Source organism: Actinoplanes sp. NPDC020271 (genome assembly GCF_044388125.1).
In the GTDB taxonomy this organism is placed as follows: domain Bacteria; phylum Actinomycetota; class Actinomycetes; order Mycobacteriales; family Micromonosporaceae; genus Actinoplanes.
This window is the reverse complement of the sequence record NZ_JBIRWQ010000011.1, coordinates 176,742-192,235: the sequence shown is the minus strand read 5'-3', so window position 1 is coordinate 192,235 and position 15,494 is coordinate 176,742. Positions and strand designations below refer to the sequence as shown.

17 protein-coding genes and 1 tRNA gene are annotated in these 15,494 nt (G+C 69.3%); 10 read left to right on the top strand and 8 right to left on the bottom strand.

Going from position 1 to position 15,494, the window contains the following annotated elements; translation table 11 throughout:
* The first annotated feature begins 50 nt into the window (after positions 1–50).
* The 3 genes from ACH442_RS24655 (at position 51) to ACH442_RS24645 (ending at position 3,427) form a co-directional block, all read left to right on the top strand.
* The gene (locus ACH442_RS24655; RefSeq protein WP_396340443.1) at positions 51–1,841 is read left to right on the top strand and encodes an NHL domain-containing thioredoxin family protein; all 1,791 of its coding nucleotides are present in this window, start codon (positions 51–53) and stop codon (positions 1,839–1,841) included.
* 100 nt (positions 1,842–1,941) lie between these two features.
* Positions 1,942–2,529, top strand: coding sequence for an RNA polymerase sigma factor (locus ACH442_RS24650; protein ID WP_396340442.1), 588 nt, complete (start codon positions 1,942–1,944; stop codon positions 2,527–2,529).
* The gene (locus tag ACH442_RS24645) at positions 2,522–3,427 is read left to right on the top strand and encodes a CU044_5270 family protein (protein WP_396340441.1); all 906 of its coding nucleotides are present in this window, start codon (positions 2,522–2,524) and stop codon (positions 3,425–3,427) included. The genes ACH442_RS24650 and ACH442_RS24645 overlap by 8 nt, the downstream gene beginning before the upstream one ends.
* Here the strand turns inward: ACH442_RS24645 and ACH442_RS24640 are convergent.
* A complete protein-coding gene (locus ACH442_RS24640; RefSeq protein WP_396340531.1) occupies positions 3,417–4,169 on the bottom strand; it encodes a LamB/YcsF family protein in 753 nt (250 codons plus the stop codon). The genes ACH442_RS24645 and ACH442_RS24640 overlap by 11 nt on opposite strands.
* Before the next feature lie 87 nt (positions 4,170–4,256).
* Here ACH442_RS24640 and ACH442_RS24635 point away from each other — a divergent pair, with 87 nt between their 5' ends.
* A complete protein-coding gene (locus tag ACH442_RS24635) occupies positions 4,257–4,937 on the top strand; it encodes a hemolysin III family protein (RefSeq protein WP_396340440.1) in 681 nt (226 codons plus the stop codon).
* A 58-nt stretch (positions 4,938–4,995) separates the two neighbouring features.
* On the opposite strand, the gene ACH442_RS24630 is transcribed toward ACH442_RS24635, so the two are convergent.
* On the bottom strand, positions 4,996–5,280 hold the full coding sequence (locus ACH442_RS24630; protein WP_396340439.1) for a DUF6458 family protein: 285 nt from the start codon (positions 5,278–5,280) through the stop codon (positions 4,996–4,998).
* 115 nt (positions 5,281–5,395) lie between these two features.
* Here ACH442_RS24630 and ACH442_RS24625 point away from each other — a divergent pair, with 115 nt between their 5' ends.
* Entirely contained in the window at positions 5,396–5,914 is a 519-nt protein-coding gene (locus tag ACH442_RS24625; protein WP_396340438.1) for a SixA phosphatase family protein, read from the top strand.
* 4 nt (positions 5,915–5,918) lie between these two features.
* Here ACH442_RS24625 and ACH442_RS24620 read toward each other — a convergent pair whose 3' ends face one another.
* Positions 5,919–7,952 carry a S8 family serine peptidase gene (locus ACH442_RS24620; RefSeq protein WP_396340437.1) on the bottom strand — a complete coding sequence of 678 codons (2,034 nt, stop codon included), beginning with the start codon at positions 7,950–7,952 and terminating at the stop codon, positions 5,919–5,921.
* A 167-nt stretch (positions 7,953–8,119) separates the two neighbouring features.
* On the bottom strand, positions 8,120–9,973 hold the full coding sequence (locus ACH442_RS24615) for an acyl-CoA dehydrogenase (protein WP_396340436.1): 1,854 nt from the start codon (positions 9,971–9,973) through the stop codon (positions 8,120–8,122).
* A 266-nt stretch (positions 9,974–10,239) separates the two neighbouring features.
* Here ACH442_RS24615 and ACH442_RS24610 point away from each other — a divergent pair, with 266 nt between their 5' ends.
* Positions 10,240–10,395 carry a hypothetical protein gene (locus ACH442_RS24610; RefSeq protein WP_396340435.1) on the top strand — a complete coding sequence of 52 codons (156 nt, stop codon included), beginning with the start codon at positions 10,240–10,242 and terminating at the stop codon, positions 10,393–10,395.
* A gap of 39 nt (positions 10,396–10,434) precedes the next feature.
* On the opposite strand, the gene ACH442_RS24605 is transcribed toward ACH442_RS24610, so the two are convergent.
* A complete protein-coding gene (locus ACH442_RS24605; RefSeq protein ID WP_396340434.1) occupies positions 10,435–11,562 on the bottom strand; it encodes a PP2C family protein-serine/threonine phosphatase in 1,128 nt (375 codons plus the stop codon).
* A 124-nt stretch (positions 11,563–11,686) separates the two neighbouring features.
* On the opposite strand from ACH442_RS24605, the gene ACH442_RS24600 reads away from it, so the two are divergent.
* Positions 11,687–12,226, top strand: a complete 540-nt coding sequence (locus tag ACH442_RS24600) for a phosphoribosyltransferase (protein ID WP_396340433.1) — start codon at positions 11,687–11,689, stop codon at positions 12,224–12,226.
* 12 nt (positions 12,227–12,238) lie between these two features.
* Here ACH442_RS24600 and ACH442_RS24595 read toward each other — a convergent pair whose 3' ends face one another.
* A complete protein-coding gene (locus ACH442_RS24595) occupies positions 12,239–12,517 on the bottom strand; it encodes a YciI family protein (protein ID WP_396340530.1) in 279 nt (92 codons plus the stop codon).
* Positions 12,518–12,703: 186 nt separating this feature from the next.
* Between ACH442_RS24595 and ACH442_RS24590 the strand changes: the two genes are divergently transcribed.
* Complete coding sequence (locus tag ACH442_RS24590; protein WP_396340432.1) at positions 12,704–13,177, top strand: YcxB family protein; 474 nt, start codon at positions 12,704–12,706, stop codon at positions 13,175–13,177.
* Between the two features lie 102 nt (positions 13,178–13,279).
* Here ACH442_RS24590 and dcd read toward each other — a convergent pair whose 3' ends face one another.
* Entirely contained in the window at positions 13,280–13,858 is a 579-nt protein-coding gene (dcd, locus tag ACH442_RS24585) for a dCTP deaminase (RefSeq protein ID WP_396340431.1), read from the bottom strand.
* Positions 13,859–13,957: 99 nt separating this feature from the next.
* Between dcd and ACH442_RS24580 the strand changes: the two genes are divergently transcribed.
* A complete protein-coding gene (locus tag ACH442_RS24580; RefSeq protein ID WP_396340430.1) occupies positions 13,958–14,464 on the top strand; it encodes a pyridoxamine 5'-phosphate oxidase family protein in 507 nt (168 codons plus the stop codon).
* A 145-nt stretch (positions 14,465–14,609) separates the two neighbouring features.
* Here the strand turns inward: ACH442_RS24580 and ACH442_RS24575 are convergent, their stop codons facing one another.
* On the bottom strand, positions 14,610–15,059 hold the full coding sequence (locus ACH442_RS24575; protein WP_396340429.1) for a GNAT family N-acetyltransferase: 450 nt from the start codon (positions 15,057–15,059) through the stop codon (positions 14,610–14,612).
* A gap of 93 nt (positions 15,060–15,152) precedes the next feature.
* Between ACH442_RS24575 and ACH442_RS24570 the strand changes: the two genes are divergently transcribed.
* Positions 15,153–15,223, top strand: a tRNA-Gly gene (locus ACH442_RS24570).
* Positions 15,224–15,494: the final 271 nt, after the last annotated feature.

The window sequence follows — 15,494 nt, the reverse complement described above, 5'->3', positions numbered from 1 at the left end:
TTGATCGGCCCCGGGGCCGATCAAGGCCTGCGCTGAGGCACCATGGGCGGATGACTTCTCGCGTGCGTGCGCCCGAACTCAAGGGTCGCGGCTGGCTCAACACCGGTGGGAAGGCCCTCACCCTGGCCGACCTGCGGGGCAAGATCCTCGTGCTGGACTTCTGGACCTTCTGCTGTATCAACTGTCTGCACGTGCTGGACGAGCTGCGGCCGCTGGAGGAGAAGTACGGGGACGCCCTGGTCGTCATCGGCGTGCACTCGCCGAAGTTCGAGCACGAACGGGATCCGCAGGCGCTGGCCGCGGCGGTCGAGCGTTACGGCGTGCACCACCCGGTGATCGACGACGGCGACATGCACCTCTGGCAGCAGTATGCGGCGAAGGCCTGGCCGACCCTGGCCGTGGTCGACCCGACGGGTTACCTGGTCGCTTCGATGGCCGGCGAGGGTCACGCCGAGGGCCTGTCCCGGCTGATCGACGAGTTGGTCGCCAAGCACGAGGCGGATGGCACGCTGCACCGCGGTGACGGGCCGTACGTGCCGCCGCCCGCCCCGGAGGGTCTGCTGCACTTCCCCGGCAAGGCGATCGAGCTGCCCGGCGGCAATCTGCTGGTCTCCGATTCGGCGCGGCACTCGGTCGTCGAGTTGTCTCCGGACGGTGAGACGCTGGTCCGCCGGTTCGGGGCCGGTCGCAACGAGCCGTTCAGTGAGCCGCAGGGTCTGCTGGCCCTGCCGCCGGCGATCAAGGACCTCACCGGGTACGACGTGGTCGTCGCCGACACGGTCAACCACCAGCTGCGCGCGCTGAGCCTGGCGACGGGCGAGATCACTCTGGTCGCCGGTTCGGGGCGGCCGTGGCGCTCGACCGTGGATGATCACCCGCACGACGCGCTGGCCGCCGATCTCTCTTCGCCGTGGGATCTGGCCTGGTTCGATGACAAGGTCATCATCGCGATGGCCGGTATTCACCAGTTGTGGTGGTTCGACCCGATCCAGCGCACGGTCGGGGTGTACGCCGGCACCACGGTCGAGGCGCTGCGTGACGGCCCGATCCCGGATGTGTGGATGGCCCAGCCGTCCGGCCTGTCGGTCAGCGCGGACGGGAAGCGCCTCTGGATCGCGGACAGCGAGACGTCCGCGCTGCGGTATGTCGAGGGCGGCGTCATGCACACCGCGATCGGTCAGGGGCTGTTCGATTTCGGTCACGTTGACGGGCCGGCCGACACCGCACTGTTCCAGCACCCGCTCGGGGTCGCCGCCCTGGCGGACGGGTCGGTGCTGGTCGCGGACACGTACAACGGTGCGGTCCGGCGCTTCGATCCGGTGGTGAACGAGGTGTCCACCGTGGATTCCGGTCTCGCCGAGCCCAGCGACATCCTGCTGACCGCCGCCGGCGACGTCCTGGTCGTGGAGTCCGCGGCGCACCGGCTGACCCGGCTGGCGCCCGGCGTGGTGAAGACGGTCGCCGGGGAGCGGCACAAGACCGAGCGCCCGCCGTCCCACCTGGCTCCGGGTGAGGTCACGCTCGACGTGATCTTCACGCCGGCTCCGGGGCAGAAGCTGGACAGCCAGTTCGGCTCGCCGCTGCGACTGACCGTGTCCGCCTCCCCGGCCGAGTTGCTGCTCGACGGCGAGGGCACGACGACCGACTTGTCCCGCCGGCTCGTGCTCAACCCGGAGGTGCCGAAGGGGGTGCTGCAGGTGGTGGCTCAGGCGGCGACGTGCGATGTGGACGCTGAGTTCGGGGCGTGCCATCTGACCAGGCAGGACTGGGGGGTGCCGATCGTGGTCGACCCTGCCGCCCCCAGCCGGTTGCCGCTGATCCTGCGGGGGATGGACGGCTGAACGACGTACGGCGGAATGGCCTTGATCTTCGAAGCGTGAACTCTTTTCCCGTGAGCGACGGATAACAGACGTCATTCGCGAACAACGGGAAGGACGGTTCATGCAAGTCAGCGAACCTGATGACGCCGCGATCATCCTCCGGTCACGTCACGTGCCGGAGGAGTTCGCGGCGATGTTCGACCGACATGCGCCGCACATCCATCGCTACCTGGCCCGCCGGCTCGGCGACCAGGTGGCCGACGATCTGGTCGCCGAGACGTTCCTGACCGCGTTCCGGCGACGCGACACCTTCCGGCCCGGCCCGCACGGCGCCCGGCCCTGGCTCTACGGCATCGCCACGCACCTGATCTCCCAGCATCGCCGGGACGAGGCTCGCGCGCTGCGCCTGCAGCATGCCGTCCCGCCACAGGCGGACGCGTTCTGTCACGCCGATCAGGTGGCCGCCGACGTCACCGCGGCCGCGCTGCGCGACGCGCTCACCGACGCTTTGGCCGCGCTCTCCGACAGCGACCGCGACGTCCTCCTGCTGATCGCACAGGAGGAGTTGACGTATGAGCAGGTTGCGACGGCGCTGGAGATCCCGGTGGGCACGGTCCGCTCGCGGATGCACCGCGCGCGTTCCGTGCTGAAGGCCGCGCTCGGCGGCAGCAATCCCCTGACCAGCACCGAGGAGGTTCGTCATGGATGAGATCACGCTGACCCGGGAACTGGGCCGGGAGACTCCGCTGCCGTCGCCCGACCGTCTGGCGCCGGCGCGCGCGCGGCTGATGGCTGAGCTGACCGCCGCGGCGCCGGCCGTCCGGCCGACTCCGAAGACCAGGAAGTCGCGTCTGCGCTGGGCGATCATCGCAACGGGCGCGGTGGCTGCCGCTGCCGCCGGCGTCGCTTCGATTTTCCCTGGTACGCCGTCAAGCCCCCCGCCCGCACCCGGCAGCGGAACTCAGATGGAGGCGGTCGCCCAGTTCCTCGACGATGCCGCGGTCGTCGCCGAGCAGGCCAAGGATGTCGTGCCGCGCGGTGACCAGTTCATCTACACCCGCATCGTGGAGTCCGGCGGCGCCCGCACGGAGTACTGGTCCTCGATCGACGGCGAGCACCTCGGCCAGCAGCGGTCGGGTGGTAAGACGATCACCTTGGCGGCATGTGTCAACGGCAAGGCGTACGACCCGTCCGATCCGGTGGACGTGAGTTGCGACCCGGCTCGTCTGTATCTCGCCGACCTGCCCAGTGATCCGGACGGCGTGGTCTCCTGGTTGAAGCGCCGCAATCCCGGATCCGACGGCGCGGCCTACAACGTCAACGGGGTGGCCAAGGACATCTGGTCGCTGACCTCGAACTACTGGCTGCGTCCGGCACAGCGGGCGGCGGTGTACCGCGCGCTCGGCCGCTTCGACGGCATCCGGCTGGTTCCGGGGGTCACCGACGCCACTGGCCGGGCGGGTACCGGAGTGGCGTGGGTCTCCCCGGGCCAGAAGGACGCCCAGGTGATGTGGATCTTCGACCCGGAGAAGCACGTGCTGCTCGGGTCCCCGGACACCTCGCAGGAAGCGTTAGCGCTGGTCGACAAGGTCGGCGTCACTCACTGAACCGTCGAATCGGAATCGCGGCGGTCTCGAGCCCGGCCCGGACCGCGCGGGCCAGTTCGACCGCGCCCGGGGTGTCGCCGTGCAGGCAGACCGAGCGGACCGGGCAGGCGATGACCGTGCCGTCGGCGGCGACCACCTCGCCGTCGGCGGCCATCCGGGTGACACGTTCCACCACCGCGGCCGGGTCGTGCACCAGCGCCTCCGGCCGTGACCGTGGTACCAGGCGGCCGTCCGGCAGGTAGCCGCGGTCCGCGAACCCCTCGCCGACCGCGGTGAGCCCGGCCGCCTCCGCGGTCGCGAAGAGCACCGAGCCGGGCTGGCAGAGCAGCGGGAGCGTCTTGTCGTAGGCGAGCACCGCGGCCACCACGGCGTCGGCCTGCCGCTGGTCGACGGCTGCGGTGTTGTAGAGCGCGCCGTGCGGCTTGACGTAGCGCACCCGGTTGCCGGCCGCCCGGCAGAACGCCTCCAATGCCCCGATCTGGTAGAGAACGTCGTCGCGGAGCTCGCCGAACTCGTAGTCGATCCGGCGACGGCCGAAACCGGCCAGGTCCCGATAGCCCACCTGGGCCCCGATCGCGACGCCCTTGGCGGTGGCCGCACCGCACACCCGGTGCATCGTGGACGGGTCACCGGCGTGGAAGCCGCAGGCCACGTTCGCCGAGGTCACCACGTCGAGCAGGGCGTCGTCGTCGCCGAGGCGCCAGGCGCCGAAGCCCTCGCCGAGATCGGCGTTCAGATCAATCGGGGTCACGAGAAAATCATGCGACATCAGACACCGTATGCGGCATCACTACCCACTGGTAACCTACGCTGCCGTAACCTGGATCCCGTGACGACCTCAGCCCCGTTTCGGATGAAGCCGACCGACCTCGGCAAGCCGCGACTCCGCGGCCGGTTGCATCAGTACGCGTTCTTCGTCGCCCTGGTCTGCGGCATCGTGCTCTGCTCGATCGCCCTCAGCCGACCGGGCATCGCGCCCTTCATCAGTGTCCTGATCTACAGCGTGACGGTCTGCGGCCTCTTCGGCATCAGCGCGCTCTACCATCGGCGCGTCTGGAGCGAGCGTGGCTATCAGATCATGCGCCGCATGGACCACTCGATGATCTTCATCTTCATCGCCGGCACGTACACGCCGTTCTGCGTCCAGCTGCTGAGCAAGGGCATGGCCGAGCTGATGCTGGGCCTGGTCTGGGGCGGCGCCCTGGGCGGGGTCGCACTCAAGGTGATCTGGCCGCACCTGCCGCGGTGGGCCGGCGCACCGCTCTACGTCGCGCTCGGCTGGGTCGCGGTCGGCATCATCCCGGACGTGCTGCACGCCGGCGGCGTCACCTGCCTGGTCCTGATGGTGGCCGGCGGCCTGATCTACACGGTCGGCGCGGTCTTCTACGCCCTGCGGCGGCCGAACCCGTGGCCGACCGTTTTCGGTCACCACGAGTTCTTCCACGCCTGCACCCTGGTGGCCGCGCTCTGTCACCACATCGCGATCTACTTCGCTCTGTACGCCCGATGACCTCACACGCGAAACGGCCCGGCGGTCAACCGCCGGGCCGTTGCACTATCTGAAGCTTTTAGCGGTACGCCGGCGGCGGGGGCGGGGGAACGTCGTCCTGACGCACCTCGTGGTACTCGCTGGCGGCGTAGCCGGTCCCGGCGACCGGGGCGCCGGTGGAGCGGGTGACGACCGTCCGGCGACGGGTGTTCCAGAACCAGAGTGTGATGACCAGACCGACCAGGCCGGCGGCCATCAGGATCCAGCCGATCACGCTGATGTCGAGGCCGCTGATGTCCGCGTTGACGGCGAACGCCAGGATCGCCCCCAGAGCGAGCAGGAAAATACTTGCGCCGATGCCCATCGGGTCCTCCTCGAAAGCGGCCGGGCGGTGATGTCTTGCCTCGCTCGACCATCCTGAATACGTCGATCGACGCCTTACCCGGACGCGTGAAGTTCCAATCAGGCAAGCTGTTCCAATGACCTTGCGGACGCTGATCCTGCTACGCCACGCCAAAGCGGAGACTCCCGGCGAAATACCGGATTTCGACCGAAGCTTGACCGAGCGGGGCACGTCGGACGCTGACGCGGCCGGTGCCTGGCTGGTGGACGAGCGACTGCACCCCGACCTGGTGATCTGTTCACCGGCCAAGCGCACGCGGCAGACCTGGCAGGCCGCGTCCCTCGCGCTGGCCCAGGGCGACCCGGCCCACGGGGCGCCCGAGGTGCACTACGAGGACCAGCTCTACTACGGCGGCCGGACCGAAGTGTTCGACCTGCTCCGGGCGGTGCCGGACACCGTGCGCACCATTCTGCTGATCGGCCACAACCCGACGGTGTCCGAAGTGTCCGCTCTGCTCATCCCGGACGATCAGTGGGACGGCGCGGCGGTCGAACTCAAAACCTCCGGGATCGCCGTGCACACCACCGAGGACGGATGGTCCGACGCCCAGCCGAAGGGGATGCGCCTGTCACGACGGCACACCGCCCGCGGCTGAGCTCCTACTTCCGGTACCAGGTACGGGCGCTGGTGTAGCGCAGGTTGCCCAGACGGTCGTACGCCCGAATCTGGATCTTCATGGTTTTCGCCTGCTTGGCGGTGTTGACCGAGAGCAGGTAGGCCGACCGGGTGTCGGTGGCGACGACCTTGCCGTTCACCAGCACCTGGACCCGGGCCACCCCGGCGGCGTCGGACGCCTTCACGGAGATCTTGACCGTGCCCTTGACCTTGGCCTTGTTACCGGGCGCCTTGGTGATCGACACGGTCGGGCCGGCGTTGTCCGCGATCACCCGGCGGGTGTGGTCGCTCGTGTTGCCGAGCGTGTCGGTCAGCTTCCAGATCAGGTTGACGTAGCCGCTGGCGGTCCCGGTCCGCACGGTGAGCGCGTAGGGCGCCGAGGTGTCCCGGCCGACGAGCTTTCCGTTGGACCACAGCTCGGCCGACGCCACTCCGGACGAGTCGGTGACTCCGCTGATCGTGCTGGTGAACGTGCCCCGGATCCGCGTGTTCGCGGCGGGGAGCAGTCCGGTCGCGACCGGCCCGTCGGCGTCGAGCGGGCCGCCGGTGTCGACCGGCACGGCGTACGTCTTCTCGGTGACGTTGCCCGCGTAGTCGATGGCCCGCAACGTCACCGGCCAGTCGCCGCGATAGTGCTCGGGCGGCACGAGCCTCATCTGCCGGTCCCAGCTGGCGTCCCGCGTCGAGGCGACGACCTTGCCGTCGGCCACCAGCTCGAAGCCGTACACCCCGTGATCGTCGACGGCCTGCGGGAGCACCGTGGTCCCGGTCGCGCCGAGCACGCCGAGGGTGAGGGTTGACGACGTGATCCTCGGTGCCTCGGTGTCCGGCGCCCCGAGGCTGTGCAGGAGACCCGCGACATCCAGGTACGGCGAGATTTCGCCCACGAGTCCGAATCCGGTCAGATCCGGGTCGCCGGCCGTCTTCACGATCGCCGACCGGACCTCGTCCGCACTGGCCGTGGGCTTCAGGCTGAAGGCAAGCGCCGCCGCTCCGGAGACCGCGGCCGCCGAAGCCGACGTGCCGAACAGCGGGCCTCCGGTGCCCGACGGAGCGACCGCCCAGAGCGAGGCGGGTGCTTCCACATCGATCCAGCGGTCGGCCGGGCTGTTCAGCGGATTCATGTTGGTTCCAGCCGCGGGGAGACCGTCGGGCATTGCCGCGGCGACCGCGAGCGCCGGCTCGGTAGCTGCCGGGTAGTGCCGGTCGGAGCGATAGTCGTCCTGCCCGGCGGAGCCGATGACCAGGGCACCGCGGTCGGCCGCGTACTGCACCGCCTCGCGCAGCAACCGGCTGTCCGTGGTGGTGCTGAACGAGGTGTTGATGACCCGGGCGCCGTTGGCGGCGGCGTAGGTGATGCCCGACGCGGCCAGGGCAGACGTTCCCGACGCGCCGCCGTCCGCGTCATGCTTCAGGACCCGGACCGGCAGGATCCGGCACTGCGGGCAGACCCCGGCCGCGCTCACCCCGTTGTTCGCGGTCGCCGCGATGACCCCGGCGACCAGGGTCCCGTGGCCGTCGTCGTCGACGGGTTCCCGGCCGCTCTCCACCAGGTTGAGCCCGCGGAGGATCCGGGCGGCCGGGAGGTCCCGGTTCGCCGTCACGCCGGAATCGACGACGGCGACGGTCACGTCCGCACTGCCCGTCGTCCACGTCCACGCCTCCGGGACGGCCGCGGCATCAAGCGATGGGGAGTAGAACGGGTCGTTGACAGGCCCGGCCGAGTCCGCGTGAACCGGCGCGTCCTCCTCGACCCAGGTCACCGCGGGATCGGCCAGCAGATCGGCCACGAAACTCTCCCGGTCGGCCGCCGCCACCGTCATGGTCACCGCGTTCAGCCCGACGACGACACGACGACTCAGCGTACGGGCGGCGAAGCGAGCGACCACGTCGCTGCGGTCGGAGATCTGCCGCACCCCGATGTCGAGAATGACCGGCGGCGCCTCGTCGGCCCGCGCGGGAGTGGCGACCAGACCGGCCAGGAGAAGGGAAGAAAGGCAGGTAGCGACTATGCGCACCGAAGGCCCCCGCATTCGATGATCTTCAGTATCGAAGAGCATCATACGGGTACGTCGTTACGGTAGCGTCCTCCGATCAGGTCACGATCGGAAGACGACGAAGACCGGCGGACGCCATTGTCCGCCGGTCTACGTCTTTTTCAGGAGAGTGGGAAAAGCTTGCTACCTCAGAACACGTCCTCGTCCAGGTCCATCAGGTCGAGGGTGGTGTTCTCGATGATCCGGCGGTCGGAGCCGATCCGCGGCAGGATCTCGCGGGTGAAGAAGCGGGCCGCCGCCACCTTGCCGGTGTAGAACTTCTTGTCGGCCTCGGAGACCTCACCGTTCAGCGCGTTCAGCGCCACCTCGGCCTGGCGCAGCAGCAGCCATGCCAGGACCACGTCGCCGAGGGCGAGCAGGATCCGGCGCGAGGTCAGACCGATCTTGTAGAGCTCGCGGGTCTCGCCGCCCTGGACCGCGGCCAGCCAGCCCATGGTGACGCCGAGGATCTGCTGCAGCTCGCCGAGTGCCTTGCCCAGCGCCAGCCGCTCGTCCTTGAGCTGACCGTTGCCGGCCTCGCTCTCGATGAACGTCTGGATCTCGGTGGCGATCGTGCCGAGCGCCCGCCCGTTGTCCTTGACGATCTTGCGGAAGATCAGGTCGAGGCTCTGGATCGCGGTAGTGCCCTCGTACAGGGTGTCGATCTTGGAGTCCCGGACGTACTGCTCCAGCGGGTAGTCCTGGAGGAAGCCGGAGCCACCGAAGGTCTGCAGCGACTCGTGGCCGAGCAGCTCGTACGCCCGCTCGGAGCCGACGCCCTTGACCAGCGGCAGCAGGAAGTCGTTGACCTTGCTGGCAATCTTCGCGGCCTTCTCGTCGCCGGCCGCTTCCGCGATCGCGACCTTGTCCTGCCACGACGCGGTGTAGATCACCAAGGCGCGCAGGGCCTCGGAGTACGACTTCTGCAGCATCAGCGAACGACGTACGTCCGGGTGGTGGGTGATGGTCACCCGCGGCGCGGCCTTGTCGTTGCTGGCCAGGTCGGCACCCTGGACGCGGTTCTTCGCGTACTCCAGCGCGTTGAGGTAACCGGTCGAGAGGGTGGCGATCGCCTTGGTGCCCACCATCATCCGAGCCGCCTCGATGATCATGAACATCTGGCGGATGCCGTCGTGCTTCTCGCCCAGCAGCCAGCCCTTGGCCGGGGTGCCGTGCTCACCGAAGGTCATCTCGCAGGTGTTCGAGACCTTCAGGCCCATCTTGTGCTCGACGTTGGTGGCGTAGACGCCGTTGCGCTCGCCCAACTCGCCGGTCTGCGGGTCGAAGTGGTACTTCGGCACGATGAACAGCGACAGGCCCTTGGTGCCCGGGCCACCGACGCCCTCGACGCCCACCGGGCGGGCGAGCACGTAGTGGATGATGTTGTCGGTCAGATCGTGCTCACCCGAGGTGATGAAGCGCTTCACGCCCTCGATGTGCCACGAGCCGTCCGGCTGCGGGATCGCCCGGGCACGGCCGGCGCCGACATCCGAACCGGCGTCCGGCTCGGTCAGCACCATGGTCGAGCCCCACTGCTTCTCGACGAAGAGCTTCGCCCACTCCTGCTGCTCCGGGGTGCCCTCGACATACGCCACGTGGGCGAAGGACGGACCGGACGCATACATCCAGATCGGGGCGTTCGCACCGAGGATCTGCTCGGCGATCGCCCAGACCAGGGTCCGCGGGGCATAGCTGCCGCCCAGCGCGGTCGGGAGCTCCAGCCGCCAGAACTCGGAGGCCATGAACGTCTCGTAGGACTTCTTGAAGGACTCCGGCAGCGGCGCGGTGTTCGTCGCCGGGTCGAACACCGGCGGGTTCCGGTCGGCGTCCGTGTAACTGGCCGCGAGGTCCTCGCGGGCCATCCGGTTGATCTCGGCCAGGACGTCCCGCGCGGTCTCCGCGTCGATCTCGTCGAACGGTGCCTGACCGAACGCCTTGTCCGCCCCGAAGACCTCGAACAGATTGAACTGGAGGTCCCGAAGGTTGCTCTGGTAGTGAGTCATGGTGATTGGCCCGCTCTCCGAACGCGAGTTACCCGTCAGTAACTAGCACTGTATTACTCATCGGTAGGCAGGGACAAGCCGGGCAGCAATCTGTGACCAACCCACCTGCTCGGAGGGGGTGTCCGTCGGATCGAGGTGGAAACGTCTCCGATCGGGTGGTCACCGGTACAGCCGTTCGGCCATTTGCACGTTTCGAACCGGGAACCACGTATCGCGTACCCATGAGTCTCGTTGCTCCGGATAGACCGAGCTTTAAGGGGGACGACATGTTCGCCACGATCAAAAGCCTGATTCCGGAGCCGCGCCAGGCGAACCAGCCGCGCAACTACGTCGGCCGGCATCGCCAGCCCGAGCAGGTCACGCCGGCACCCGTGCCGGCCGCGCCGGCTCCGGCCGAACCCGAGGAAACCCCCGCCGCCTAGGCCCTGCGCCGAGGTCCGACCGGGGCTGCGGCGCACGGCCTAGCTTCCGGCCGCGCCGACTTCCCAGCTGGGGACCGGGACCGACACGCCCGCGTCCGGCCCCGCGTACTCCAGCAGGACCAGGGCGATGTCGTCCTCCAGACGGCCGTGCACCCAGTCGACCAGCGCGGTCTCCAAGGACGCCAGCCCGTCGCCGACCGTGCCGTGACCCAGCAGGCGCCACGCGCGGTCGGCGGTCGGGAAGAACTCGCCCTCCCGGCGCGCCTCACCCAGGCCGTCGGTGAACAGCAGTAGCCGGTCACCCGGCTCCAGCCGCTCGACCCGCACCTTCACCTCGGGCATGAACCCGAGCGGTGGTGCCGGGGCCGGCGGCTCCAGCGGAATGACCAGACCACGGCGCAGCAGCAACGGCGCCGGATGTCCACAGTTGACGATCGTCAGCGTGCCGCCGCGCTCCTCGACCAGCGCGGCGGTCACGAAGTCCTCGTCGCCGACACTGCGGGCCACGGCCCGGTCCAGGTCGGCGACGATCGACTTCAGGTCCGCGCGCTCGTAGGCGACGTGCCGGTAGGAACCCAGGACGATGCTGGCCAGCCGGACCGCGTCCAGACCCTTGCCGCGCACGTCACCGATGATGATGCGGACCCCGTACGGCGTGTTCAACGCCTCGTAGAGGTCGCCGCCGATGTCCGCGGCCGCGGTCGCCGAGATGTAACGCCCGGAGATCGCCAGCGAACCCACCTGCGGGCCGATCGGTCGCAGCACCGCCTGCTGGGCCACCGAGGCGAGCTGTCGCAACTCGGCGATCCGCTCCGTCTGACGCTGCCGCATCGTGGCGGCGGCCACCGCGATGCCGGTCGCCGACATGATGCCGAGCAGGTAGACCATCGCGCTCGAACCCGCCGAACCGGACTGGCTGACGAAAGCCGCCGCGATCAGCGTGGCGGCGACCCCGACACCGGCCACGTACTGCCAGACGGCGAAAAGGGCGGCGGCGAACGGGGCGATCGCGAACAGGCCGATGTAGCCGGCCGAGGAGACGTCCGTGGACTCCACCGCGGACACGATGACGAGCAGCACAAAAGCCGCACCGAGTCCGGCGCGGTTCCCTGGGCTCATCGGGCGGCGGCCCGGCGCGAAGGTAGGCATGGTTCCGCCGAACAGCATGCCCGATCCACGGGACGTCGGGCATCAACTTGACCCGTTGTCCGATGAGGTTCTGACCACCTGTCAGTAACCGGGTCATTCGGTCGGTCCACCCGAGGCTGCACGACGATGACACGATGTTCCGATGAACGACGATCTCCGTGACCGTCTCCGCCGGGCTTTCCGCTGGACCAACCCCGGTCCGCCGGCCGATTACCTCGTCAGCGACCGGTCCGGCTGGTGGCGCGATCCGGTGATCCTCGACAGGCTCGGGCCGGCCCTCGCCGACCACTTCCGGGCCGACCGTCCCACCGTCGTGGTGTCGCCGGAAGTGACCGGATTCCTGCTCGGCCCCCTGGTCGCCCGGGCGCTCGGGGTGGGCTTCGTCGAGGCATACCGCGCCGGGGCACGCCGGGCCATCGCCGAGCCGATGATCTGGGCCGAAGTGCCGGCCGACCATCGAGGCGACATTCAACATCTGGGCGTACGCCGTGAGCTGCTCGCCGCCGACGACCGCGTGCTCGTGGTCGACGACTGGGCGTCGACCGGCGCGCAGGCACGCGGCCTGCGCACCCTCCTCGGCGATCGTTACCTGGGGACCGCGGTGATCGTCGACGAGTGCCCGCCCGCGGTCACCGCCGAACTGACCATCCGCAGTCTCCTCAGCGGCGAAGATCTGCCGTGACGTCCTGACTGATCAGTACTTGCGCTGGTAACCGGCGAGCGCGCCCCGGCTGATCTGCCAGCCGACCGCGGCGTAGGTGGCCAGGCCACGCACCACGTACGGATCCTGGGCGATGATCTCCTGCGCCTCGGCCTCGGTGTCCACGTCCAGCAGGATGATCCCGCCCGTCGGCGGGTCCTGCCGGCCGGCGGTCACGGAGAGGCCCCGCTCCTCCAGCCCGGCGACGAACGCGAGGTGATCCTCCCGTGCCTGATCGACCTCGGCGAGCGGCTTCTGGTACGTCGAAATCATGAGATACACGGCGTCATCGTAGATCTCCGCTGACGCCACCTCGCCCGGACTGCGGTGACGGGTGTGCCACACCCGTTCGGGGGACGTGGTGGCCGCGTTCCGCGGACGGGGGGCAGTTGGGCGGAGGAGGTCTCCCGGCCGTCCGGGTGGTGATGATTTGCCCAGTTACGGGGCTACTTTCGGAGCGTGCAGATCCAGATCACGGCGGCCCCCGACCCGGCTCTGATCGCGGCCGCCACCCGGCGACGGCTGCGAACACCCGTTCTCGCCGCGCGGTGCGCCGGATGGGCGTTGCTACTCGTCACAGCGTTGATCCAGTTCGCCACCGGGGAACTCCAGCCCGGCCCGCTCGCCGTTGGAGCACTGCTCGCCCTCGCCCTGCCGATGATCCTGCTCAACCGGACGGCCCGGCGGTCGATGCGGGGCGGGCGGGTCACCACGTACGAGATCAGCGACGGCGGCGTGGCCCGCTCGGACGACGTCGGGCGGCACGCCTGGGCGTGGCGGGCTTTCCGCAGTGTGGAGGCGCTCTCCGGCCAGCTGCTGTTCGGGCTGCGCGGCGGGCGGTGGGTGCGGGTGCCGACGACCGGGTTGAGCGCGGCCGAGGTGGAGCAGGTGCTCGGGGCGGCGATCACGCAGGGACTACGGGTGCGTCGCTGAGGTGCGCTCAACGCCGTACTGCGGCAATGGCGTGCGAAGCGCGCGAAATGAGCGAACCTCGAGCCGAGCCGCGGCGCTCGCCCGGGTGAGCCGGAGCCGGCGTCAGCGCGTCGGCCAGGTCCGGAAATTCATCGCCGAACGGCTCGGCGTCGGGCCCCGCTGGCCCTGATAGCGAGATCCGTAGACGGCCGACCCATACGGGTGCTCGGCCGGGCTGGACAGCCGGAAAATGCACAACTGTCCGATCTTCATCCCCGGCCAGAGCTTGATCGGCAGGTTCGCCACGTTGGAGAGCTCCAGCGTGACGTGACCGGAAAAGCCAGGGTCGATGAAGCCCGCCGTCGAGTGCGTGAGCAGGCCCAGACGGCCCAGACTGCTCTTGCCTTCCAGCCGTGCCGCCAGCTCCTGCCCGATGGTGATCACCTCGAGCGTGGACGCCAGCACGAACTCGCCCGGGTGCAGCACGAACGGCTGCCCGTCCTCGACCTCGACCGCCGCGGTCAGCTCGTCCTGCTGCTCGGCCGGGTCGATGTGCGTGTACAGGTGGTTGTTGAAAACCCGGAAGAAGCGGTCCAGCCGCACGTCGATGCTGGACGGCTGCATCAGCGACGGTTCGAAGGGCTCCAGCGCGAGAGAACCGGCCTTGATCTCAGAAACCAGGTCACGGTCGGAGAGCAGCATCGCAACACCATACCGACGAGGGTTTCCGCCGCTCGGACGACATCCCCCGATCGGTGTGTTCGGTGGCCGGGTCGAACATATGTTCGATAGACTGCACGCATGGCTTCCTGGTCCGAGTTCGCTGCCGCCGAGCCCTCGCTCGCCACCGGCATCCGTGCGCTCCTGCAGCAGTACGGTCCTGGCATGGGTTACCTCGCCACGGTCCGCCCCGACGGCGGCCCGCGGGTGCACCCGATCTCGCCGGTCTTCTCCGGCGGCGGGCTCTACTGCTTCCTGGTCAACTCGCCGAAACGGCGCGACCTGGAGCGGGACCCGCGCTACGCGTTGCATTCCTATCCGCCGGAGGAAAGCGACGACGAGGCCTATCTGACCGGCCAGGCCTTCGCGGTCCGCGACCCGCGGGTGATCGCCGGCATCGCGGACGCCCTGCGCGCGTCTCCGGATGTGGACTGGCAGCTGTTCGAGCTCTCGGTGGAGTCGGCGACCCTGCGCCACCACGGCCCGGCGGGAGCGTTGCCGCTGGCAGCCGCGCCGCTGCCGATGCCGATCGCGCAGAGCTGGCGGGCGCCGCGCAAGTTACCCCGGGCGCTCGCCATGGTCAGCTGATGCCATCGGTCCGCCACGGCGACGCCCAGCGTCCAGGCCGTGCCCTGCCGATCACCCGAGCGCGAGGCAAGGTGCAGATAATGGCCGGCGTCGTCCGCCACCACCTGGGCCACGCCGCAGCCCCGGCCGATCGGCAGGACACGGCCTAACCGAGCGCGAGGCGGAACCGCTGGCGGCTGCCGTTTTCGAGGCTCTCACCGGCGACGAACCCAAGCCGGTCGTAAAACGCTCGCGCGCCACTCGGATGGGCCGCCGGGTGATCCGCGCTGAAGGTCACCACCTCGAGGCTGCAGGGGCGCCGGCAAAGCTGCACCACGTGATCGACCAGCGCTTGACCCACACCACTGCGCCGGGCCGCCGCCTCCACGACCAGCCAGTTGATGCGGCGCGACGGCGCTTGTCCACCGGTCAGGATTCCGCCGAGCAACTGCCCCTCCGGCCCGGGGACGACGAACGCGCTCCCACGCCCGATGTTCCGATGCAGCACGTCGAGAAAGCCGGGATCCGCCACCATCGGACCGAACCACTGCTCGACCCCGGCCGCCAACGCCAGAAACCCGTCCACATCGCCGAGAACCGCCGCCCGCACGTCCACCGGACAACGATCCCACCCCGGGCGCGCGGACGGCCTGCATTGCGGGGGTGCCTCCACCACGGACTCGGATAATCAGGTACAGTGAGGCCGCTTGCGGGTGTAGTTCAATGGCAGAACATCAGCTTCCCAAGCTGACAGCGCGGGTTCGATTCCCGTCACCCGCTCAGAGGCAGGGGCCTGTGTCCACGGAGTGCGTGGACCGGGCCTCTTCGCATTTTGCCTGGGGGCCGAGCCCCCAGACCCCGCGTTACGGTGCTTGCGGCCCGTGGGCAGGTGCGGGGCGTCGCCTTCGGCTCGCTCTGGTGGGTTGCCTTTGCCTTTGCCTTTGCCTTCGGCTCGGCTCGGCTCGGCTTGGCTCGGCTCGGCTCGGTCATGCGTGGCTTTGCCTGGCCCGCCACCGGACAGTTGGGGGCTCGCCTCGTTTCGTGCGGCTGG